This window comes from Ochrobactrum sp. BTU2, assembly GCF_024539785.1.
GTDB classification, from domain to species: Bacteria; Pseudomonadota; Alphaproteobacteria; order Rhizobiales; family Rhizobiaceae; genus Brucella; species Brucella anthropi.
In genome coordinates, this window is sequence record NZ_JAHWRG010000007.1 from 114,500 (window position 1) to 134,583 (window position 20,084).

Here is a 20,084-nt window from a genome sequence, read left to right on the forward strand (position 1 = left end):
CGATCAACCGCGCGGCAGCAGTTCCGTCAATTCCGGATGCACTTCCTGAAAGCGCTTCATCCAGCGCTTGAGCTTGGGACGGTTACGTTCCCATTTGCCCTCGAAGCGCAACGCCAGATAGCCCAGCGTGGCGGCGACAGCGATATGACCGCCATGCAGCTTGCCCGCCAGACGTGGCGGTGCTTCGTTCAGAAGATCGAGCGCACGTTCAGCCTTGCGCCATTGCAGGTCGAGCCAGGGCTGATGAATCTTTTCTTCGGGACGCATACGGCGTTCATAGACATGTGCCAGAAGCACGTCGCAGAGACCGTCGGCGATGGCTTCATAGCGCTCTGCATCGGTGCGCTTTTCGGCATTACGCGGGAAGAGCTTGTTACCCGAAACCCGGTTCAGATATTGGATGATTGCACGGCTGTCGAAAACCGATTTGCCATCATCCGTCACCAGCGTCGGAATTTTTCCGAGTGGATTGGCATGGATGAGGTTCTCGGGTTCCGCCGAGGTGTTGACGACGACGCTTTCAAACGGAATGCCAGCATAGTGGGCGGCCATGCGCACCTTCGCGCTGTAGGGCGAAGCAGGCGAATAGAGTATCTGTGTCATCGTTCGTTCCTAAACCGGATATGTAAAGTTTATTGCGTGGCGGGCATCATGACGGAACGGCTTCGGCAAGCATTGGCATCGACCTGACCGCAAGCGCGGTATTGCAGGTCTTTTGTCATGCAGATGCGAACTTCCTGAAGATAGTTCCGCTTGCAGCTTATCGAAATTCCGTCCGGCTTCATGCCGGGATTGGCTGCGATAAAGGCTTTTTCGACGAGAAGGGGATCAACACGCCGGCCACTCGCCAGATTGCGCAGGCTGGGCGGAATGTTGACCTGATCGAAAGCGTTACGCAGCGTTGAGAAATATTCGTCCTGCGACAGGCCCGAACAACTGCCGTGTTTGCGCCATTGATAAGCGACAAGACCGGCAGAAGGCATGATATCCGACAGGTGGGAAATGATTGGACGAGGCACATAGCTGCCCCGACTGCGGGCATTGTCGAACTGGCAGTTCGCCGGATAGCCCCATTCGTTCTGTGGCCAGAGACCGTGCACCACGAAACCGAAAGGACGGTTGGTTCCACATTGCTGCTTGTTGGCGCGGGGGCCTTCGGAGGCACAATAGCTCGGCGACCAGGAGAGGGCGAGGACGTAGAAGTCGAACTCGCCCGCAACGTCATCAGCATGGCTTGGTGCGACTGCCAAAACACTCGCAACTGCCGCTGCGAGCAACGTAAACGCAGCTGCACCAAAATTCCGCAGCATATGCCCTCCACTCAATCGTTGCTCAAGGCTTCAGTGTCTGAATCAAAAAGCGACAGGCCGAGGCGAAAATGGTGATTTTCGAGTACCGGAGCGGAGCGTACTTAAAGGTACGTGAGCACCGGAACGCAGACAAATTGCCATTTGCAGACCGGCATGGCGACTTTTGGAGCAGACACTAGTGGATTGAATTTGACGTTTGATACCCGTCCGATATAAATCTCGTTTCAAACGTCAAATTCGAAAAATCCACTAGATTCATAAAGTTACTAGTGGTCTTTTGATTCCGACATTTGCTCAGTGCTCATATCCGAGGGATGCAAATGTCGGAATCAGACCACTAGCGAAGAACGCGGCAGCTCGCGTCGTACACATACCAGCGGTCGAAACCATCGACGCAGAATTCGACGTTGCGGCCCATCGAGGCAAAGCCCTGACCTTCTTCGACCATATACCAGACCGAACGGTACTGACCGTCGGTCAGAACGGCGGTTGCCTTGCAATAGGTACGTTCGATCTGGGCCGGATTGGTCTTCGGCTCATAGCGTGTCAGCTGAACATCGCTCATCGCCGAAATACCGACCTGCGGCAGGTTCGGGACATGACGTACCTGATAGCCGAAATCGGAAACCACCGAGCGCAAAACGCTCTGCTGGCTGCAAGCGCCTGCATCGGCAACGCCTGCTGGAGCAGGAGTGAGATAGTCTGCGGCACTGGCCGGCAGAGACACAAGCGTCAGGGGAAGGACAGACGCAGCAAACAGGGCTGCGCGTGAATACTGTCCGATACGTTCCAGGGTTCGTTGCATATCTCTGTCCTGTCCCAAATTGCGAGCTCGCACCCGCTCTAATCTGTGATAGCCGAAGCGTTGAGGCGCAGTTTCTGTCAGCAATTCGCGCGGGTCAAGTGCGATCCGTCTCGCTGCGCACCCACTTGATGCTGAAATTGCTCCCTTTTTCCTCCGCCAGAAGCTTGGTAAGGCAGGGAAGCAGGGTTTGCATCTCACTTTCGAGTGTATAGGGCGGATTAACGACAATCATGCCGGTGCCATCAAGGCGTGGTTCAGCGGACGGTGCACGAATCGCAAGCTCAATCTGCATGATCTTTGGAATGCCGGTTTCCCGCAGCTGCCGGGTGAACTGTTCTGTTTCCTTGCGATCTTTCACCGGATACCACAGTGCATAGATGCCGCCGCCGAAGCGCTTGTAGGCCTTGGCCAGACCGTCGACCAGACGATCGAATTCGCCATCCTTTTCAAAAGGCGGGTCAACCAGAACCATGCCGCGTTTTTCTTTGGGCGGAAGGTGGGCGCCCAGCGCAAGCCAGCCGTCGAGCTCCGTCACGCGGACCTGATAATCACCGTCGAAAAGTTTCGCCAGCTTGGTGGAGTCCTGCGGATGCAGTTCCAGTGCGGACAGGCGATCCTGCTTGCGCAGCAAATGCCGGACGACAAGCGGCGAACCCGGATAATGGCGAAGCTTTTCACCGTTGTTGACCGCACGGACAGCGGCGAGATAAGGCTCCAGAAGTTCAAGCGCGGGCTGCTCGATTTGCCCTTTCTTCACCGCGTCCATGATGCGGTCGATACCGCCCGTCCACTCGCCGGTTTTGCCTGCTTCGATACCCTTCAGGTCGTAGAGGCCAATGCCTGCATGGGTGTCGATGACGCGAAAGGCTTGATCCTTGCGTTTCAGATACTCGACAAGACGCGTCAGGATGACGTGCTTGACGACATCCGCAAAATTTCCGGCGTGATAGGCGTGACGATAATTCATGGTTGCGCTTGTTTCATGTCGGCCAGTTTTCGGCAAGAGGCAGTGATATCCAAAAAGACCCCGGTCTGCGTCGTTCCTGCAATATCTCTCCTGTCACAAATGTGACATACAACTTTCAACATCCGCTCCTTAGCTTTGAGTCGAGTCCCGAAATGTCTGGTGGCGTCCTTCTGATCGTCCTCTTTGGCGCGTTCCTCCACGCGAGCTGGAACGCAATTGTAAAGGGAAGCGGAGACAAGTTCTTCGGCGCAGCCAGTGTAACCGGTGCAGCCGGTTTGATTGCTCTTTTCATCCTGCCATTCTTGCCACTGCCGAACCCGGCAAGCTGGGGCTACATAGTTGCTTCAACCGTCACGCAGGTATTCTACATGTCGCTCGTGGCCGCGGCTTATAAATCGGGCGACATGAGCGAAGCCTATCCGATTATGCGCGGCACGCCGCCCTTGCTGGTGGCGCTGGTGAGTGCCCCCTTGGTCGGCGAGGTTATGGGCTGGCAAAGCTGGCTTGGGATCGTGCTGATCTGTTCCGGTGTTCTTGCGATGGCGCTGGATGCCCGCCGCAGAAATCGTGGCGCCTCAAGTCGCACGGCGTTGCTTGCGCTCGCGAATGCGGGCTTCATCGCAAGCTATACGATAATTGATGGCCTCGGTGTTCGTGTCTCGGGCGCACCGATTTCCTATACGCTGTGGCTATTCCTGATGAACGCCATGCCGCTGGCAGGCTGGGCTCTTTATCGTGAACCGAACAGGTTTATCCAATATCTGCGCAATCACTGGCGACCGGCCATGATTGGCGGTGTCGGAACCCTCGGTTCTTACGGATTGGCTCTTTGGGCGATGACCATGGCTCCGATTGCCGTCGTGGCGGCGCTTCGCGAAACGGCTATCCTCTTCGGCGTACTCATCTCGGCTGTGGTGTTGAAGGAAAAGGTTGGCTTGCCACGCTTCATCGCTGCCGGTCTTATTGTTCTTGGTGCGATTTCGCTCCGCCTGTCGTGAAAATTTATTTCGTCACAGTGACAATCTTCCGGCAGAAATTCGTTTCTGCGCGAAGTGGCTTGAGATAATAAAGTAACATGAACCAGCACGCTCCCATCTCGAACATCAAAACAGGTCATTCGGCTTGCCCGCACGACTGTCCGTCAACTTGCGCACTCGATGTCGAAATTCTCGATGAGCGCACCATAGGGCGCGTGCGCGGCGCAAAGGACAACAGCTACACGGCTGGCGTCATCTGCGCCAAGGTGGCGCGCTATGCCGAGCGGGTTCATCATCCTGACCGCCTCAAGCATCCGCTGGTCCGTGCCGGTACGAAAGGTGAGGGGCAATGGAAGGAAGCTTCATGGGAAGCCGCACTTGATCTCATTGCCGAACGGTTCCTGAAAGCCGAGCGCGATTATGGCAGCGAGAGCGTCTGGCCCTATTACTATGCGGGCACCATGGGGCTGGTACAGCGCGACTCGATCAATCGCCTGCGCTTTGCCAAGCGCTATTCCAATCAGTTTGATAGTTTCTGCACCAATATGGCCTGGACTGGCTATTTTGCGGGAACAGGAAGCCTGACCGGTCCTGATCCGCGTGAAATGGCAAAGGCAGATGTGGTGGTAATATGGGGCACCAATGCCGCCGCCACGCAGGTCAATGTGATGACCCACGCGGTCCGGGCGCGAAAGGAACGCGGCGCCAGGATCGTCGTCATCGATGTTTACGCCAATGCGACCGTCCGTCAGGCGGATATGGGCATTGTGCTGAAACCGGGTACGGATGGCGCCTTTGCCTGCGCGGTCATGCATGTGCTGTTCCGTGATGGCCTTGCAGACTGGGATTATCTGGAGCGCTACACCGATGATCCGAAAGGACTGGAAGCGCATCTTCAAACCCGGACACCGGAATGGGCGGCCGCCATCACCGGCCTGTCCGTCGAAGAGATCGAGGCATTTGCCCATCTCGTCGGCAAGACCAAGCGCACCTATTTCCGTCTCGGCTATGGTTTCACCCGCCAGCGCAACGGCGCGGTGAACATGCACGCAGCTTCTTCGATTGCCTGTGTGACAGGCGCTTTCCTTTATGAAGGCGGTGGTGCATTCCACTCGAACTCAGGCATCTTCAAGATGGACAAGCGCGAGATCGAAGGTCGCGCCATGCAGGATGTAGGTCTTCGTTTTCTCGATCAGTCGAAGATCGGTCGTATTCTCACCGGTGACAGTGAGGCTCTTTATGGCGGCCCACCCGTCATGGCGATGCTGATCCAGAACACCAACCCGATGAATGTGACGCCGGAACAGCGGCTGGTTCGCAAAGGCTTTGCGCGCGAGGATCTTTTCGTTGCCGTGCACGAACAGTTCATGACCGATACGGCGAAGATGGCCGATGTCGTGCTGCCCGCCACGACGTTCCTTGAGCATGACGATATCTATCGCGGCGGCGGGCAGCAGCATGTGGTTCTGGGGCCGAAGCTGATCGAGCCTCTCGCCGATGCGCGTCCGAATATCTTCGTTATCAACGAACTGGCAAAGCGCCTCGGCGTTGCGCATCTGCCGGGTTTTGATCTCGAAGCGCGCACGCTGATCGACAACATGAATGCCAATAGCGATTTGCCGCAATTCGACGAATTGAAGGAAAAGCGCTTTGTCGATCTGCAGCCGCCCTTCGAAGAAGCGCATTATATCAATGGCTTCAAATGGCCGGATGGCAAATTCCGCTTCCGACCCGACTGGTCCGGGAGCCCGTCGCCGAACAAGCCGCCGGAAGTCATGGGGCTGCAGGGGCCCTTCCAGTCGATACCGGAGTTTCCAGACCATTGGGAAGTGATCGAAACGGCGGATGCCGAGCATCCCTTCCGCATGACGACCTCACCGGCGCATAATTTCCTGAATTCAACCTTTGCCGAGACGCCGACATCGCTTGCCAAGGAAATCCGGCCAGAATTGCTTATCCATCCTGATGACGCGGCTGAGCTTGGCATCGAGAATGGCGAGCGGATCGAGATAGGCAATCATCGAGGCGAGCTGGTGCTTCATGCCGTGCTGCGTGCCGGGCAAAAGCGTGGTGTTGTGGTGTCGGAGGGCATTTTCCCGAACTCGACATTCGAGCGCGGCGAGGGGATCAATATATTGATCGGCGCTGAACCTGCCGCACCCTATGGCGGGCTGGCGGTGCACGATACCAAGATCTGGATTCGAAAAATAAACTCATAAATATTTATCCAACAACGCCGGGGCGCATATATAAACTATATATGCGCCCCGGCGCTGTTGTTTATTCGCGCTGCTCGTTAGCCAGCGTAACGCAGTTTCAGCTTGGAAACACCCACAGCTGCATTCAGGCCGCGCTGGCCCTGAAGCGAGATCGGCTGAAGCGAAATCGTCTTCCACGAACCGCCGGTCAGGATGTTGGTGCCGAAGCCGACGCCAATTGCTGCATTGGCAGATGCGCCGACATAACGGCCCTGAAGAGCGCCCTCGGGACGAACGGTGGGAGCCCAGACGGCCCAGGCGACACGACCGCCATTGATGAAGCCGACATCGATGCCGAGCTTGGTAATCGTCCCTGTATAACGTTCAGCTGGACCACGTCCACGGGCTGGGCTGAATACGCAGTCCACATCCTGCTGGCTGCCGATGATGACGCCGATGGCAGGGGAGATATCGCAGGACAGCGTGCCGACTTCCGAGCGCGGCTGGGTGCGACCCGAAGCGGGAGGAGCTACGTAGTCGGCAGCAATGGCTGGAGCCGTGACCGCAATGCCTGAAATGACGGCCATTGCCGAAAGGAAGGAAGTCGAAAAACGGAGAGACATGTCCTTGTCCTCTTCTAAAACACACATTGAAAGAGACGCTTACACGTCCCTTAACGAGATTTGCCGAAGCAAGTTCCGTTACGAATGGGAATTAGAGCTTTTTGCGGGAAATTAAAGTTTTATTAACAAAAAACTTCGTCTGTGATTAATTTGCCGCGGTTGAACATGGAAAGAGCGCCATCAGGCGCTCAAAACCATCGCATCGGCCATATCCGGCTGGCCGTTTTGCTCATCGGCAAATTTACGTAGGGCCAGCGCATAAAGTTGATGTTCGGCTTTGAGAACGCGGGCTGCGAGCGCTTCGGCATCGTCGCCAACATGTACCGGCACCGCCGCCTGGGCCAGAATCGGACCTTCATCCATCCCTTCCGTGACCAGATGAACGGTACAGCCTGCGACTTTCATGCCCGCATCCAGCGCGCGCTGATGGGTATGTAGCCCAGGGAAAAGCGGGAGCAGGGAAGGGTGAATGTTGAGGATGCGGCCTTCATAGGGAGCAATAAAGCGGCCCGACAAGAGGCGCATATAGCCGGCGAGGCAGATCATATCCGGTTTCAACGCGGCGAGCGCGTCCAGAATGGCATCTTCATGCTCATCCTTCGAGGCGTAGTCCTTGCGCTTGAAAACCTGTGTCGCAATACCCGAACCTTGCGCCTTGGCAAGGCCGCCAGCTTCTTCCTTGTCGGAAAAGACCGCCACCACTTCCGCCGGAAAATCGGCGGCTTGAGCAGCGCGGATCAGCGCCTCCATATTGGAACCGCCGCCCGAAATGAAGATGACGACCCGCTTGCGGCTCATAGCGAAAGCGTGCCCTTGTAGACGACGCCGTCCTTTTCACGCTTCACCATCTGGCCGAGCGTGACAACCTTTTCGCCTTCAGCGGCAAGGGCAGCCACGACTTCCTCGACCTTTTCAGGCTTCACGACGGCAATCATGCCGATGCCGCAATTGAATGTGCGCAGCATTTCGTTCGGCTCGACGCCGCCCGTCTTGGCAAGCCAGGAGAAGACCGCCGGAACGGAAATCGACGCAAGATCGATTTCAGCAGCGAGACCTTCCGGCAGGACGCGCGGAATATTGTCGGGAAAACCGCCGCCGGTGATGTGGGCCAGCGCCTTGATACCGTCTGAAGCGCGGATTGCGGCAAGAAGAGGCTTCACATAAATGCGCGTTGGGGTGAGCAGCGCTTCACCGAGTGTTGCGCCCGGCTGGAACGGGGCATCGGACTTCCAGCCGAGGCCGGAGAGTTCAACGATGCGGCGTACCAGTGAAAATCCGTTGGAATGAACACCGGACGAAGCAAGGCCGAGTATGACATCACCTTCGGCGATATCGCCACGCGGCAGCAGACGGTCGCGTTCAGCCGCACCAACCGCGAAACCTGCAAGATCATAATCGCCGTCGCGATACATGCCGGGCATTTCAGCGGTTTCACCACCGATCAGCGCGCTGCCAGCCTGTCGGCATCCTTCGGCGATACCCGCAACGATATCGACACCCTGATCCGGCGAAAGCTTGCCGGTTGCAAAATAGTCGAGGAAGAAAAGCGGTTCAGCACCCTGAACGACGAGATCGTTGACACACATGGCAACAAGATCAATGCCTACCGTGTCGTGCTTGTCGGCATCAATGGCGATCTTCAACTTGGTGCCGACACCGTCATTGGCGGCAACGAGTACCGGATCCTTGAAGCCAGCAGCCTTGAGGTCGAACAGCCCGCCAAAACCGCCGATCTCGCCATCCGCACCGGGGCGGCGCGTGGAGCGCACGAGCGGCTTGATCTTCTCGACCATCAGGTTCCCGGCATCGATGTCGACACCAGCCTGCGCATAGGTCAGGCCGTTCTGGCCAACAGGCTTATCGGCGGGCTTATTTTCCATGGTCATGGCCTGCTCCTGAAATTGGGTGCTTATCCACGCAGCTGTTTAATGCATTTTCGGCAAAAGCGTGTAACGGTTTTGCTCAAGAAAAATGCGATAAACAGAGAATGTGCGCGCAATGGCACGAGACGGCGCTGCCTGCAAGGCCACAAAGCTCGAAAAGAGCGAAACAGCGCAGGATTCTGCCTGAAATCGTAAAGCACCGTCCATAACTCGATAGAAGGTTGTGTTTCGTCAGGCTTTTCGCACAGACATTGCAATCCTCAGTAACCGTTCTAACTTGTTCCCGTTCGCACTAAGATATCCGTAACGCCATTCTGCTATCAGGACTGGCTCTATCCAATTCGTTTCCTGGAAATAGATGCACATGGTCAAGAAACCGACACCCACGCGCACGAGCGCCAGCCGAACGATCCGTCAGTCGGAAGCGACAGTTCGGGATGGTGATATCCACGTCAATGTGGAAGTCGGCGCGCTGACCGGCTCTTCGGTGCGCCGTCAGGCGATGTTCTGGGTGGGGACCGTCGCGGTCTTCGTTCTGTTCCTGATCGTATTCAGTTCAGTGCTGTTGCCTTTTGTTGCGGGCATGGCGCTGGCCTATTTCCTCGACCCTGTCGCAGACAGGCTGGAACGTTTCGGCTTGTCCCGGCTTACGGCCACAATCGTCATCCTGCTCATCTTCCTGATGGCGCTGGTAGTTGGCCTGATGATTATTGTGCCGATCTTGGCAACCCAGCTAGCCGACTTCATTTCTAAAATTCCAGACTACATCACACAACTTCAGTCGCTTCTGGCAAACGAAGATTCGCAATGGCTGAAGAAATATATCGGTATTGACAGTTCGGTCATTCAGCAGAATCTGAGTTCCCTGCTCCAGCAGGGCGCCGGGTTCATGTCGACCTTGCTTCAATCCCTGTGGAATTCGGGGAAATCGCTGATCGATATTGCGGGGCTTTTCGTCGTCACTCCGGTGGTTGCATTCTACATGCTTCTGGATTGGGACCGCATGGTCAGCAGCATCGATTCATGGGTGCCGCGCCGCCAGCTTCATACCGTGCGCCGCATTGCCGCTGAGATGAATGCTGCCGTCGCCGGTTTCATTCGCGGGCAGGGAACGCTCTGTCTCATTCTGGGAACCTATTACGCCATCGGTCTCACGCTGACCGGGCTTAATTTCGGCCTGTTGATCGGCTTTTTTGCCGGTCTCATCAGCTTTATTCCCTATATCGGTTCCTTTGTCGGCCTGGCGCTTGCCATCGGTGTGGCGCTAGTGCAGTTCTGGCCTGACTGGATCATGATCTGTGCCGTCGCGGGTGTGTTTTTCCTTGGTCAGTTTGTGGAAGGAAACATCCTCCAGCCGAAGCTCGTCGGCTCGTCCGTGGGGCTTCATCCGGTCTGGCTTATGTTCGCTCTTTTTGCCTTCGGTTCGCTGTTCGGATTTACAGGAATGCTGGTGGCAGTGCCCGCAGCGGCTGCAGTCGGGGTGCTTGTGCGGTTCGCATTGAATAGCTATCTCCACTCACCGATGTATGATCCTGCCTACCATCAGCCGAACCCCGACGCCGGGCCGCTGATCGAGGCAGGCGAGAATGCAGGCAAAGAGAAATGAGATTGGGTCGTAACCGGGCAAGGTTTGAAACGGGATTTGCAGGAGGCCGCGATGCGTGAGGCACCGCGCCAGATTCCGTTGAATCTTGAGCATCAGCCCGGTTATCATCGGGAAGACATGATCGTCACGGGCTCCAACCGTGCCGCTGTCGATCTTATCGATCGCTGGCCGAACTGGCTGTCGCCTGTCACGATCCTTGCCGGGCCGACGGGGTCAGGCAAGACGCATCTGGCGGAAATCTGGCGCGCCGGAACAGGTGCGCTTCTGGTAGACCCCACGAACATTACCGAGGAAGCTGTAAACGGCGCTGCCGAATATCCGGTGCTGATCGATGATATTGGTGCTGCTCCTTTCGATGAAACCGGACTTTTCCATCTCATCAACAGCGTCCGGCAGAATGCGGCTCAGGGTCTTGGGCCTTCCCTGCTGATGACCTCCCGTCTGTGGCCAGCCAACTGGAACGTCAAGCTCCCTGATCTTGCCTCGCGTCTCAAGGCTGCAACCGTCGTGGAAATTTCAGAACCGGACGATCTGCTGCTTTCCGGCGTCATTCACAAACTCTTCGCGGACCGGCAGGTAAGCGTCGAGCCGCATGTCGTCGCCTATCTGGTGAGCCGGATCGAGCGCTCGCTTCTGTCTGCGATCCAGATCGTCGACAAGCTTGACCGGGCGGCACTTGAGCAGAAAAGCCGCATCACACGCACGCTTGCCGCACAGGTTCTGGCAGGCAGCGAACAGCTGGAACGCTGAGGATGAAGATAGCGGTTACCGGGGCGGGTGGTTTTATCGGAAGCGCACTCACTCAAGTGCTAACCGGGGAAGGGCATGAAGTCTTGCCTCTGTCCCGGAATGAACTGTCTGATCCGGATTTTTCAGGTGTGGAAACGGTTGTTCATTGTGCAGCACTTGCTCACCGCACCGGCGCGGAACGACCGGATGCAGATAAATTCGATGCGGTCAATCATCGACTGGCCGTGGAACTCGCCACCAAGGCAAAAGCCGCCGGTGTAAGACGCTTCGTGTTTGTATCTACGATCTATACGATTGCGGGAAACCCATCGCCGCTGACGCCAGACATGCCGCTGAGGCCGCGTGATGATTATGGGCGTGCCAAGGCAAAGGCGGAAGCCGATCTGCGTGAACTCAACGGGATTGAGATCGTCATTGCGCGCCCGGTTCTCGTTTATGGTCCCGGAGCGCGGGCGAACCTGAAAGCCTTGATAAAGCTCTGCGATAGCGGGTTGCCGTTGCCGTTCGGCCTGGCAGACAACAGGCGCAGTTTCGTGTCGCTTGAAAACGTCGCACATGCGCTGACATTCTTAAGCGTTGCGCCTGCAGAAAAAGTTGCAGGGCGGGTGTTTCATCTTGCGGAGCCGCAACCCCGCTCCACAAAAGAGCTCGTGACGAAGCTGCGTGCTGCCTTGGGAAAGCCTGTGCGTCTTGTACCCGTTCCACCGGTCTTTATGCGGGTATTGCTTTCGGCAGTGGGCAAAAGCGGTCTCTACGACCAGCTTTATGGCGATCTGGTCGCGGACAGTTCGTCGCTGATTGAAGCAGGATTCGACTATTTGCCCGGTGACCAGCAACTCGAAGCAATGGCGCGTGGTCTGGATTAGAGCATGTCTCCCAAAAGTGGGAACCGGTTTTGGGATAAAGACATGCGTAAAAACAAAGAGATAGAGCGGTTCCAGCGACTCCGTTTTAACCGGAACCGCTCTAGTTTTTCTGGCCGATAGCTTTGGGCGGCTCCATGCGCGAATGCGCTGGATTTGGAGCCTGTTTCGGTGCGGCTGCCGTTGCAGTTTGCGTCTTCCTGGTAACCGAGCCGGTGATCAGGCTTGCGCTGTCAGGCTTGTTGCGTCCACCGATAAGCTGATCTTCATGCACCCAGCCGATCATGTTCGTCTTCGGGACGATCACGCGATGCCAGCGTCCGGTCTTTCCATAGGAGCGCATCTCACGGCCTTTTTCCACGACGCCGATGGATGGCGACTTGTCCCACGCATTCTTATGGATAGTGAGTCGCGCCTTGGCATAAATCACCGAAGGCGAGCTTGCGGGAGTGTTGACGCCACGCGGCGGCATGGAGCGCAGTGCAGCGGCTGGTGGGGACACGACAACCTGATTTGTGGGGCGGGGCGGGGTGGCGGTCTGGATTGCTGCCTGCTGTACCGGCTTTTGCGGTGCGGGTGCCATAACGGGCGCCGATGGACGCGGCACAGGGCCGACGGCAGCGCCATAATCCTTCGACCACGCCTTGTTCTCGGGGGCCTTGCTTTTGGGTGCTTTGCTGGTGACGGTCGCCTTTGGCTCGGTTCTCGCAGATGACTGTGTGTTCGGCTTGGAAGCGGGGCGCTGGAACAGGGCTGTGATCGCGGCTTGCGGGCTCTTGTGCTGCGAGGTTGCCCACAGGCTGAAAGCACCAAGGCCGAGGATTGCGGCAAGCGCGAGCATGGGAGTGGACGAGCCGGACGACTTGCCCGACGACCTGGCCGAGCGCTTTGTGGAGCGCTTGGGCGTGCGGGTGGTGCGTTTCCGTGCAGCCATCGTCTGTCTCCTGTTCGAATCGCGATGGGGAGACGCTACCAATTGTTCCTTCGCATTTGGTTACCGCAGCATCGGGCGCGAACGGCTGGAACGACGAATCGGAAACAAAAACGCCGCTTTCGCGGCGTTTCAAGGTGGATTGGTGAAGACTTACTGGTGCCCAGACGTCTTGTCATCGCAAGAGGTCTGGCCTGAAGCCTTCTCCTGCTGCCGTTGGTTGGCTTCGCTTGCTTCAACTGCGTTGCGCAACTCTGCCCATTCGCGTTCATGACGACGATAAAGCTCGTCGGAAACAGTCTGGATACCCATTTCGGTCCTCCGTTTTATCTGGTGCCCCAAATAACATGGCGAAGTCCGAAACGTTGCATCACAAAGCGTAAGCGTTTGAAATCTTAATCGGTTTATATGTTTATAACGTCTTGCCGATTTCAGTTTTCCTGAATGGAAACACCACCTTCTCCGATTTTCATCTCAATCCCGGCGGGTTTGGTCTCTTCGCGATAGACATAAACCGCAAGACCTGCAGCCACGACAATCAGCGCGCCAATAATCAGATAAAGCCCGTTTCTATTCACATTCAGTCTCCAGCTGGTTGATGGTGAAGTGGGAACGTTCGCGCGCGTGATTTGGTTCCGCAGAACATGATGACCACAAAAATGCGCCATCCTGTTTTTATTGAATGGAAAAAACACAAACTGGCAAATTTGCCTCTTGCTTTATCTCTTTGGATTATCTAGTGAAGCGGCACCGCTTGAAAGCGACGGAGCGTAGCGCAGTCTGGTAGCGCACCTGATTTGGGATCAGGGGGTCGCAGGTTCGAATCCTGCCGCTCCGACCATCTTCCCCAAGATTTGAAATGGTCGATATATGAACGCCCCGGCACAGGCTGTGGCGTGCGTCTTTATCGCGTTGACATGCATTCCCGTGTAAACTATTGGCTTGGTGGATTTTCAGCTCCCCCAGCGGGGCAAGAGAGTAGTTCAGGGTTCTTCAAATGGTTGCACGTATTTACCGTCCAGCTAAGACTGCAATGCAGTCCGGTCAGGCTAAGACAGACCAATGGCTTCTGGAATATGAACCGGAAAGCCCGCGTATGGTCGAGCCTTTGATGGGCTACACTTCTTCAGGTGATATGAAGAGCCAGATTCGTCTGTTCTTCGCCACGCAGGAAGAAGCAGTCGATTATGCAAAGCGCAATGGCATTGCCTATCGCATTACGGAACCGAATGAGCCGAAGCGCCGCAAGGTTTCCTACTCGGACAATTTCCGCTTCGACCGGACGATGCCCTGGACGCATTGAGACGCATTGATTGCCTGTTTAGCCTGACACTTGTTTCAGGCCGGGCAATGCGATAATTCGGCAGGGCTTTGCTGGCAAAGCCCTGTGTGCATTGAAATATCTTCGGTCTTTTCGAAAGGCGAGGTCCCGTAGCTCAGTTGGATAGAGCGTCAGCCTTCTAAGCTGAATGTCACAGGTTCGAATCCTGTCGGGATCGCCACCCCCCACGCTTATCGATTATTTCGCCAGATCGCTGTTCTGGGGCTAGCTGTATCAACGCATTTCATCCGCCAACCAGGCGCGGACTGCCTGCACTTTGGGGTGCGCTTCTTTGCATGGGGCGAATACGAGATCGTAGCCATACTCGACATCGAGCTGGCATTCCGGGAAGAGCTCAACCAAGCGGCTCGCTGCGAGGTCCTCGGAAATCAGGACGCTCCGGCCAAGGGCTATGCCTTCTCCCCTGATGGCGGCATCAATGGCCATGCTCCCATGGCTGAAACCTTGCCCTCGTGTCTGGATCGCAGGCATTCCCGCCAAAGCGAACCAGTTCTGCCAATTCGCTTTCAAACCGTTTTCGTGAAGAAGCTGGCACTGCAACAGGTCGCGAGGCGAGGATATGACGGCGACACGTTCCAGATACAAGGGCGAGCATACCGGCGATACGGTCTCATTCATGATCCGTTCGGAGGAGGCGCCCGCATAATGCCCGGTCCCGTAGCGTATGGCGGCATCAACTTTCCCGCGCGTGAAGTCGAGGTCGGCGTCGGTCACCTCCAGCTGGATATCGAATTCCGGATAGCGCGCAACCAGACGATGAAGCCGCTGGGTAAGCCACTTGCTGGCAAATGATACGCCCGTGCTTACCACCAGCTGTGTGTCGTCGGATTTCTGTCTCAGGGTTTCGGCTTCTCTCGATAATTCAGCCAGCAGGCGGGTTACCGCGCTGAAGAACAAGGAACCCTCTTCGGTCAGCTCGATCTTTCGGGTCATCCGGTGGAACAGACGGATGCCGAGATCGTCTTCCAGTGTTTTGATCTGACGGCTGACGGCTCCGTGAGTGAGGCATAGTTCTTCCGCAGCCAGCGTCATGCTTAATCTGCGCGCTGTGGCTTCAAAAGCTTTGAGTGTTTGTAGAGGCGGTAATTGCTGCAACATATATGTGAATATAAATCACGCATCGAGTGAAAACAAATCGATTGTCGTCAGATTATGAAAGCCGATAATTGAAGCCTGCGCACATTGAAAAGCAGGAGAATGCGACTCAAAACGTGGTTCTTATTCCCAAGACATCAATCGACATGCCTTTGGTATTCGGTCTGAATGGAGTCGCAAAGATCACGCATGGCGTGCTGAAAGGCTGGTCAGGATGCCCCATGCCATTTGCGAAAGGTCCTTCATCTGCCATTGGCGCAACGGTTCCCTTCCTCGTCTAGACTGAAACAGCGATGCAATCAGAAGCCACAATGCAACCGGGTGTTGCCTCCTCGTTCAAAAGCCTTTCCGCCATGCTCGGCCTCGCGGTGATGTGGGGCTTGTCCATTCCGGTGACCAAGCTCGGACTCCAGACAATGCCGCCGCTGACGCTGACCGCATTGCGGTTTGGCATAGCTGTTCCGCTTCTGCTGCTCTTCGTTCTGGGCAAACAAAGACTTCCACTCAAGGCTTTTCCCAGACTGGCAGGGTTGGGTGTTCTGGGCATCGGCATTGGTCAGGTTTCACAGACATTGGGTGTTGCCGGCACATCGGCATCAGTCGGAACGATTATTTCCGCTACCATTCCGCTGTTTGTCGTCGTTTTTGCAGCCCTTCGCCTGAAGCAGGCCGTTTCAGGCGTGCAGATGCTCGGACTGTTTGCCGCCTTTGTGGGAATCGGTCTGGTCGCTCTGGAAAAGGGCGATCCGTCTGCGGTTGGAACGCAAAACAGTCTCGTCGGTGCAAGCTTCCTGCTGCTGTCGGCAGTCGCTATCGCCTTCTATTATGTGTGGAGCGTTCAGCTCACGGTTCAGTACGGGACAGCCACAGTTGTCGCATGGAGCACTTGGTTCGGCTTGCTGGCACTCTTGCCGTTTGCCGGATGGGAAATCTCGACCGTCGATTTTCAGCTCAATTATGTTGCAATCGTTTCAGCGATCTATCTTGGTTTCATTGTTAGCGTTGCTGGTTTTTTCCTCTGGCTTCATCTCCTGCGGACGGTTCCGGCCAGAACGGCTGCCAGTGTTCAGTATCTGCAGCCTGTCTTCGGGGTCATGGCTTCGTCGATCATGTTTGGCGATACGATGGGGTGGTATTTCGCTGCCGGTGTCACACTTGTTTTAATCGGCCTGGCACTGACGATCTTCACGAAGCGACAAAGGCAATGAATATCGATATCGGGCCAATTTAAGCTGCAAGAAGGCCAAAAGCACAGGCTCGGTCTTGAGCATATTGCAAAGGCCTGACAGAGGAGCGCGTTATTGCAACCGACGTGGAGGCCATCTTGCACAAGCAAACCACGGCACAACTGGCCTTGGGCCTTTTGGATTGGAATCGAAAGCATCTGGCTCAAGGCGGAGCACTTACCGAGGTAATCATAGCGGAGAAATTCGCAGACCAGTTCGTCGTCAAGGCCAATGGACGCGTCCATCCTGCCAATCATGCCAATTATCTGGCCTTTCTGAATGGTTTCCGCAGCACCATCCATTCCATCGACTACGATGTGCAAGACGTTGTGGCGGAAGGAAACTCAGCCGTTCTGGCAATGACCGCTACAGTTGTGCGTCTTGATGAAACGACGGATCAATTCGAAGCGATGCTGCTTTTGAAATTCGATGAAGCTGACCTTGTCACTCTCTGGCACGAAGTTTACCTGAAAACACAATAGGGCGCGGTACGAGGCTTCCAGCAAAGACAGAACGCCGCGAGCACTTCGCGGCGTTTCAATTTCTGTTCGGATGTCCGTTATTGTCCGTGTGGACCGTCGGGAACGCGGTGCCTCATATAGACACGTGGCCGGTCATTCCCGTGCCAGCCTGGACGATCACGCCATCCACGGCGATCCCAATGTCTGTCGCGATAGTAGCGACGATCACGATACCAATAGTCATCCCGGTCATTGAGAGCAGAGCCTATGGCAACGCCAGCGATAAGCGGAATGCCGATGAGCGCAGCTGTTCGACCGAAATCATCGGAGTAACCACCTGATGTTCCCTCGCGAAATGCCAGATAGCGCGACGATGCCCAGCCATAAGTCGGGCCGTAGCTGACCTGACACCAGCCATAACCGGATGTGCAGCCACGCACGGTCAAAGGCGCTCCACTGGGTATGGAACCCAGCGTCGCATAGCGCGTGCCGGGGCCTGTTCGAATATTGAGATTGGTGGTGGATATGGCGTTCGCCGCCTGCGCTGCGCCCGCCGCAAATACGCCCAAGGCAACAAGGGCGGCTTTGAGAGCAAGCTTCATCGGAGTTCTCCCTGAACTGTCTCTATTGTCTATAAAACGACATCGATGGGCGAAGGTTCCAATCAGGGCAGACAGGTCGGGCGTGCAGAATAACAAAAAGCGCCGGAAAACCGGCGCTTTCGAGGATCTTTGCGGATTGCTGGAACTATCGTCTGCAGCGAGCCACATACATGCGGCCATGACGGTCGCGATATTGGCAGTTGCCGTTACGCAGTTCACGCACCAGAAGACCGCCCAATGCGCCCGCACCTGCGCCGATCAGCGCGCCACGTCCGCCGCCAGCAATGCCGCCAATGATGGCACCTGCGCCGGTGCCGATGGAAATATCTTTTTCCGTAGTTGTGCAGCCCGTTATTGCGAGCAGGGCCACCAAACCAAGCGCCACTTTCCGCATCACTGTCTCCTCCTGAGAAATATCAGACTAAGCTTAAACGATTGATTTCATGATCGGTTGCGTTCGAACCTGCAGGCCCGACGCAAAAATATCGCAGATCGAAACAGCGTCAGTGGCGACGATGGCGAAGGATGACCGCAATCGCCAGTCCAGCCAGTCCGAACGCGATAACGCCTTGCAGAATGAAAACCCAGTTCATCATGATGTAGTCCTTTGACACTTACCTCATTGAGAGGTGCGTACGAATTTGGGTTCTACCTAGCGCATTTTAGTCGGATGGGAAACGCAAGATAATGGCTTTGAGCTGGAGCGCATCCCGAAAAGTGCGACGCGCCTACACAAGGAAATCAGTTCGCTGGACTGATTTCTGATCCTGTTTTGATTGGACATGATGCGCTTTGATAAAAACTAATCGTATGAAATCATTAAATTTATTTAATGGGAGTATTCACTTTGCGTTCACGTTGGCGAGCGCATTTTCCTTACATCGAATAAAAAAAGGAAGCCGATATGAAGCCGATCGTTATTGCTCTTACTGCCTTTTCCTTTCTTGCAGCTCCCGCTGCGATGGCTCAGCCTTATCCGTCGCAACAGGGTAAGCCGTCTCATAGCCAGACGTACAAAGGCGGTCCGAAATATGATGCGCGTAAATATGACAATCGCCGTCACCAGAGCTGGAAGAAGGGCAACCGTCTGCCACCAAACTACCGCGGCCACGTCGTGAACAACTATTCTGGCTACAAGCTGCGCAAGCCGCCACGCGGCTATCACTGGGTCAAGGTCAACAACGATTATATGTTGATCAGCATCGCAACCGGTATCATTTCGTCCATCGTGGCGGGCCGGTAAATAATCTGCACAAGAAAGGCGGCCAATGGCCGCCTTTTCTATGTCTGCAATGTCAGTTCTCGGGGCCAAAATATTTGGCTTTCAGCTTGGCGACCTCTTCACTCTCATGAGCGCTGATGATCGCTACACTGGCCGGTTTGACGAGCTCGCTATGGCGCGGAAAGGCAAAACCATATTTGTCCGGGCTGAATACAGTGCCTACCAGATCGACAGGCTGGTCGGCGTGCTGGTGGGCGTAATATTCCAGAACCGGCCCGTCACCGACGATTGCCGCAATTTCATCGCTGACCAGTGCGTTTACCGCTTCGGGCATGTGATCGAAAGGAACGGTCGCGATAGAACGCGACCTCAGAAACTGTTCTGCGACGCTGCCTGCTCGCACACCAACGGATTTCCCCTGCAGATCAGAAAGGCTGGAAATATTATTGTCGATATGGGCGACGGTCATGACACTCGTAATCGACGAGGTCATGTACGCGATTATCGCTATGCCAAACACCATCCAGAATGTCTGCCAGATGCGTCCCATCCAACCGAACAGGTTTTTGCGTGAAGTTTTGCCAGACGTCGCAATGGAAACCACGTGATAGAAACTCTCTGCCAGTCCCTCGCGCCAGCGTTTCGGAAAGCCTTCATCAAAACGCCTGTCGAAGATCGTCAGCAATACCGTGGCCGCAACGAGAATGCCGAGGATCCAGGCATAGGTCGCCAGATGCCCCGCATCATCGAGGCGGCTGATGAGATCGTCCCAGCCGCTTCCTGCTTGGGTATGCACCATGATACGCAAGCCAGCATCGAACCATGGATGGGTGAAATCCACGATCTCGGCACGCTGTTCCGTGATTGTCAGATTGGTTACGGCGGCTTCGACTTTACCTTCTGACACGGCTTTTACGAGTTCGGTGTAGTTCGGATACTCCACATATTGCGAAACAAGGTTCATGCGTGCGGCAATATCCTGCCATATATCGATAGCCATGCCGGAATAGGCATTGCCCTGCTTGTTGACGAAAGGCTCACTCACATAAACGCCAACCTGTACCGGCTTGGGTGCTTGCTGCGCATAAGACGCTGACGAGAATGCCACCAAGAGTAGAATTAGAAGATATTTGTATAAACTGCGGTTAAAGAAGCTATTCATTGGCGTCAACGACAAGGCACGTCCCCAAAATTTCCAGTACTTGCGGTAGTCTGGATAAGAT

At 55.6% G+C, this 20,084-nt stretch carries 23 protein-coding genes and 2 tRNA genes; 11 read left to right on the forward strand and 14 right to left on the reverse strand.

Annotation, left to right across the window (positions count from 1 at the left end; translation table 11 throughout):
* Nucleotides 1-3: 3 nt before the first annotated feature.
* The 4 genes from KWJ32_RS20195 to KWJ32_RS20210 all read right to left on the reverse strand — a co-directional run bounded on the left by KWJ32_RS20195 (nt 4) and on the right by KWJ32_RS20210 (nt 3,082).
* Nucleotides 4-603: a glutathione S-transferase gene (locus tag KWJ32_RS20195; RefSeq protein WP_010661684.1), complete on the reverse strand. Its 600-nt coding sequence runs from the start codon at nt 601-603 to the stop codon at nt 4-6.
* Nucleotides 604-632: 29 nt separating this feature from the next.
* The gene (locus KWJ32_RS20200) at nt 633-1,310 is read right to left on the reverse strand and encodes a ribonuclease T (protein WP_256886198.1); all 678 of its coding nucleotides are present in this window, start codon (nt 1,308-1,310) and stop codon (nt 633-635) included.
* 337 nt (nt 1,311-1,647) lie between these two features.
* Entirely contained in the window at nt 1,648-2,115 is a 468-nt protein-coding gene (locus KWJ32_RS20205; RefSeq protein ID WP_010661686.1) for a phage portal protein, read from the reverse strand.
* A gap of 94 nt (nt 2,116-2,209) precedes the next feature.
* Nucleotides 2,210-3,082 carry a 23S rRNA (adenine(2030)-N(6))-methyltransferase RlmJ gene (locus tag KWJ32_RS20210; RefSeq protein WP_256886199.1) on the reverse strand — a complete coding sequence of 291 codons (873 nt, stop codon included), beginning with the start codon at nt 3,080-3,082 and terminating at the stop codon, nt 2,210-2,212.
* Between the two features lie 152 nt (nt 3,083-3,234).
* On the opposite strand from KWJ32_RS20210, the gene KWJ32_RS20215 reads away from it, so the two are divergent.
* Together KWJ32_RS20215 and KWJ32_RS20220 are read left to right on the forward strand one after the other, a co-directional pair.
* Nucleotides 3,235-4,080 (forward strand): DMT family transporter, encoded by an 846-nt coding sequence (locus tag KWJ32_RS20215; RefSeq protein WP_010661688.1) that lies wholly within the window; start codon nt 3,235-3,237, stop codon nt 4,078-4,080.
* Between the two features lie 77 nt (nt 4,081-4,157).
* A complete protein-coding gene (locus KWJ32_RS20220) occupies nt 4,158-6,278 on the forward strand; it encodes a molybdopterin oxidoreductase family protein (RefSeq protein WP_256886200.1) in 2,121 nt (706 codons plus the stop codon).
* A gap of 77 nt (nt 6,279-6,355) precedes the next feature.
* Here KWJ32_RS20220 and KWJ32_RS20225 read toward each other — a convergent pair whose 3' ends face one another.
* From KWJ32_RS20225 to purM, 3 genes are all read right to left on the reverse strand, one after another.
* Nucleotides 6,356-6,880, reverse strand: coding sequence for a DUF992 domain-containing protein (locus tag KWJ32_RS20225; RefSeq protein ID WP_010661690.1), 525 nt, complete (start codon nt 6,878-6,880; stop codon nt 6,356-6,358).
* A gap of 180 nt (nt 6,881-7,060) precedes the next feature.
* Nucleotides 7,061-7,678 carry a phosphoribosylglycinamide formyltransferase gene (gene purN, locus KWJ32_RS20230; RefSeq protein ID WP_151662797.1) on the reverse strand — a complete coding sequence of 206 codons (618 nt, stop codon included), beginning with the start codon at nt 7,676-7,678 and terminating at the stop codon, nt 7,061-7,063.
* Nucleotides 7,675-8,766 (reverse strand): phosphoribosylformylglycinamidine cyclo-ligase, encoded by a 1,092-nt coding sequence (gene purM, locus KWJ32_RS20235; protein WP_151662798.1) that lies wholly within the window; start codon nt 8,764-8,766, stop codon nt 7,675-7,677. Before purM ends, purN begins: the two co-directional genes overlap by 4 nt.
* Nucleotides 8,767-9,127: 361 nt before the next feature.
* On the opposite strand from purM, the gene KWJ32_RS20240 reads away from it, so the two are divergent.
* Genes KWJ32_RS20240 through KWJ32_RS20250 form a run of 3 tightly spaced genes read left to right on the forward strand, consistent with a single transcriptional unit; the run spans nt 9,128 to nt 11,985 of the window.
* Nucleotides 9,128-10,369, forward strand: coding sequence for an AI-2E family transporter (locus tag KWJ32_RS20240; RefSeq protein ID WP_172488791.1), 1,242 nt, complete (start codon nt 9,128-9,130; stop codon nt 10,367-10,369).
* A 51-nt stretch (nt 10,370-10,420) separates the two neighbouring features.
* Entirely contained in the window at nt 10,421-11,119 is a 699-nt protein-coding gene (gene hdaA / locus KWJ32_RS20245; RefSeq protein ID WP_036580968.1) for a DnaA regulatory inactivator HdaA, read from the forward strand.
* A gap of 2 nt (nt 11,120-11,121) precedes the next feature.
* Nucleotides 11,122-11,985, forward strand: a complete 864-nt coding sequence (locus KWJ32_RS20250; protein WP_256886201.1) for an NAD-dependent epimerase/dehydratase family protein — start codon at nt 11,122-11,124, stop codon at nt 11,983-11,985.
* 100 nt (nt 11,986-12,085) lie between these two features.
* On the opposite strand, the gene KWJ32_RS20255 is transcribed toward KWJ32_RS20250, so the two are convergent.
* From KWJ32_RS20255 to KWJ32_RS20265, 3 genes are all read right to left on the reverse strand, one after another.
* Nucleotides 12,086-12,916 (reverse strand): hypothetical protein, encoded by an 831-nt coding sequence (locus KWJ32_RS20255; RefSeq protein WP_256886202.1) that lies wholly within the window; start codon nt 12,914-12,916, stop codon nt 12,086-12,088.
* Nucleotides 12,917-13,066: 150 nt separating this feature from the next.
* Nucleotides 13,067-13,225 (reverse strand): hypothetical protein, encoded by a 159-nt coding sequence (locus KWJ32_RS20260; protein WP_010661697.1) that lies wholly within the window; start codon nt 13,223-13,225, stop codon nt 13,067-13,069.
* Nucleotides 13,226-13,344: 119 nt separating this feature from the next.
* Nucleotides 13,345-13,491: a hypothetical protein gene (locus KWJ32_RS20265; protein ID WP_010661698.1), complete on the reverse strand. Its 147-nt coding sequence runs from the start codon at nt 13,489-13,491 to the stop codon at nt 13,345-13,347.
* Between the two features lie 186 nt (nt 13,492-13,677).
* Here KWJ32_RS20265 and KWJ32_RS20270 point away from each other — a divergent pair.
* The 3 genes from KWJ32_RS20270 (at nt 13,678) to KWJ32_RS20280 (ending at nt 14,415) form a co-directional block, all read left to right on the forward strand.
* Nucleotides 13,678-13,754: transfer RNA gene (locus KWJ32_RS20270), tRNA-Pro, on the forward strand.
* Nucleotides 13,755-13,910: 156 nt separating this feature from the next.
* Nucleotides 13,911-14,216 (forward strand): ETC complex I subunit, encoded by a 306-nt coding sequence (locus KWJ32_RS20275; RefSeq protein ID WP_010661699.1) that lies wholly within the window; start codon nt 13,911-13,913, stop codon nt 14,214-14,216.
* A 122-nt stretch (nt 14,217-14,338) separates the two neighbouring features.
* A tRNA-Arg gene (locus tag KWJ32_RS20280) sits at nt 14,339-14,415 on the forward strand.
* Between the two features lie 53 nt (nt 14,416-14,468).
* Here the strand turns inward: KWJ32_RS20280 and gcvA are convergent.
* Nucleotides 14,469-15,353: a transcriptional regulator GcvA gene (gcvA, locus tag KWJ32_RS20285; protein ID WP_256886203.1), complete on the reverse strand. Its 885-nt coding sequence runs from the start codon at nt 15,351-15,353 to the stop codon at nt 14,469-14,471.
* A gap of 308 nt (nt 15,354-15,661) precedes the next feature.
* On the opposite strand from gcvA, the gene KWJ32_RS20290 reads away from it, so the two are divergent.
* Together KWJ32_RS20290 and KWJ32_RS20295 are read left to right on the forward strand one after the other, a co-directional pair.
* Nucleotides 15,662-16,558 carry a DMT family transporter gene (locus KWJ32_RS20290; RefSeq protein WP_256886204.1) on the forward strand — a complete coding sequence of 299 codons (897 nt, stop codon included), beginning with the start codon at nt 15,662-15,664 and terminating at the stop codon, nt 16,556-16,558.
* 116 nt (nt 16,559-16,674) lie between these two features.
* Complete coding sequence (locus KWJ32_RS20295; RefSeq protein ID WP_235823003.1) at nt 16,675-17,058, forward strand: nuclear transport factor 2 family protein; 384 nt, start codon at nt 16,675-16,677, stop codon at nt 17,056-17,058.
* Nucleotides 17,059-17,135: 77 nt separating this feature from the next.
* On the opposite strand, the gene KWJ32_RS20300 is transcribed toward KWJ32_RS20295, so the two are convergent.
* Together KWJ32_RS20300 and KWJ32_RS20305 are read right to left on the reverse strand one after the other, a co-directional pair.
* On the reverse strand, nt 17,136-17,639 hold the full coding sequence (locus KWJ32_RS20300; protein WP_012092367.1) for an SH3 domain-containing protein: 504 nt from the start codon (nt 17,637-17,639) through the stop codon (nt 17,136-17,138).
* 145 nt (nt 17,640-17,784) lie between these two features.
* The gene (locus KWJ32_RS20305) at nt 17,785-18,033 is read right to left on the reverse strand and encodes a YMGG-like glycine zipper-containing protein (protein WP_012092366.1); all 249 of its coding nucleotides are present in this window, start codon (nt 18,031-18,033) and stop codon (nt 17,785-17,787) included.
* 510 nt (nt 18,034-18,543) lie between these two features.
* On the opposite strand from KWJ32_RS20305, the gene KWJ32_RS20310 reads away from it, so the two are divergent.
* A complete protein-coding gene (locus KWJ32_RS20310) occupies nt 18,544-18,882 on the forward strand; it encodes an RcnB family protein (RefSeq protein ID WP_151662804.1) in 339 nt (112 codons plus the stop codon).
* A 52-nt stretch (nt 18,883-18,934) separates the two neighbouring features.
* On the opposite strand, the gene KWJ32_RS20315 is transcribed toward KWJ32_RS20310, so the two are convergent.
* Nucleotides 18,935-20,038, reverse strand: coding sequence for a transporter substrate-binding domain-containing protein (locus KWJ32_RS20315; protein WP_125334988.1), 1,104 nt, complete (start codon nt 20,036-20,038; stop codon nt 18,935-18,937).
* Nucleotides 20,039-20,084: the final 46 nt, after the last annotated feature.

Bases quoted from the DNA above. Each gene is read 5' to 3' on its own strand.
- KWJ32_RS20195 (WP_010661684.1), bottom strand. From the start codon at position 603: ATGACACAGATACTCTATTCGCCTGCTTCGCCCTACAGCGCGAAGGTG.
- KWJ32_RS20200 (WP_256886198.1), bottom strand. From the start codon at position 1,310: ATGCTGCGGAATTTTGGTGCAGCTGCGTTTACGTTGCTCGCAGCGGCA.
- KWJ32_RS20205 (WP_010661686.1), bottom strand. From the start codon at position 2,115: ATGCAACGAACCCTGGAACGTATCGGACAGTATTCACGCGCAGCCCTG.
- KWJ32_RS20210 (WP_256886199.1), bottom strand. From the start codon at position 3,082: ATGAATTATCGTCACGCCTATCACGCCGGAAATTTTGCGGATGTCGTC.
- KWJ32_RS20215 (WP_010661688.1), top strand. From the start codon at position 3,235: ATGTCTGGTGGCGTCCTTCTGATCGTCCTCTTTGGCGCGTTCCTCCAC.
- KWJ32_RS20220 (WP_256886200.1), top strand. From the start codon at position 4,158: ATGAACCAGCACGCTCCCATCTCGAACATCAAAACAGGTCATTCGGCT.
- KWJ32_RS20225 (WP_010661690.1), bottom strand. From the start codon at position 6,880: ATGTCTCTCCGTTTTTCGACTTCCTTCCTTTCGGCAATGGCCGTCATT.
- purN (WP_151662797.1), bottom strand. From the start codon at position 7,678: ATGAGCCGCAAGCGGGTCGTCATCTTCATTTCGGGCGGCGGTTCCAAT.
- purM (WP_151662798.1), bottom strand. From the start codon at position 8,766: ATGACCATGGAAAATAAGCCCGCCGATAAGCCTGTTGGCCAGAACGGC.
- KWJ32_RS20240 (WP_172488791.1), top strand. From the start codon at position 9,128: ATGGTCAAGAAACCGACACCCACGCGCACGAGCGCCAGCCGAACGATC.
- hdaA (WP_036580968.1), top strand. From the start codon at position 10,421: ATGCGTGAGGCACCGCGCCAGATTCCGTTGAATCTTGAGCATCAGCCC.
- KWJ32_RS20250 (WP_256886201.1), top strand. From the start codon at position 11,122: ATGAAGATAGCGGTTACCGGGGCGGGTGGTTTTATCGGAAGCGCACTC.
- KWJ32_RS20255 (WP_256886202.1), bottom strand. From the start codon at position 12,916: ATGGCTGCACGGAAACGCACCACCCGCACGCCCAAGCGCTCCACAAAG.
- KWJ32_RS20260 (WP_010661697.1), bottom strand. From the start codon at position 13,225: ATGGGTATCCAGACTGTTTCCGACGAGCTTTATCGTCGTCATGAACGC.
- KWJ32_RS20275 (WP_010661699.1), top strand. From the start codon at position 13,911: ATGGTTGCACGTATTTACCGTCCAGCTAAGACTGCAATGCAGTCCGGT.
- gcvA (WP_256886203.1), bottom strand. From the start codon at position 15,353: ATGTTGCAGCAATTACCGCCTCTACAAACACTCAAAGCTTTTGAAGCC.
- KWJ32_RS20290 (WP_256886204.1), top strand. From the start codon at position 15,662: ATGCAACCGGGTGTTGCCTCCTCGTTCAAAAGCCTTTCCGCCATGCTC.
- KWJ32_RS20300 (WP_012092367.1), bottom strand. From the start codon at position 17,639: ATGAAGCTTGCTCTCAAAGCCGCCCTTGTTGCCTTGGGCGTATTTGCG.
- KWJ32_RS20305 (WP_012092366.1), bottom strand. From the start codon at position 18,033: ATGCGGAAAGTGGCGCTTGGTTTGGTGGCCCTGCTCGCAATAACGGGC.
- KWJ32_RS20310 (WP_151662804.1), top strand. From the start codon at position 18,544: ATGAAGCCGATCGTTATTGCTCTTACTGCCTTTTCCTTTCTTGCAGCT.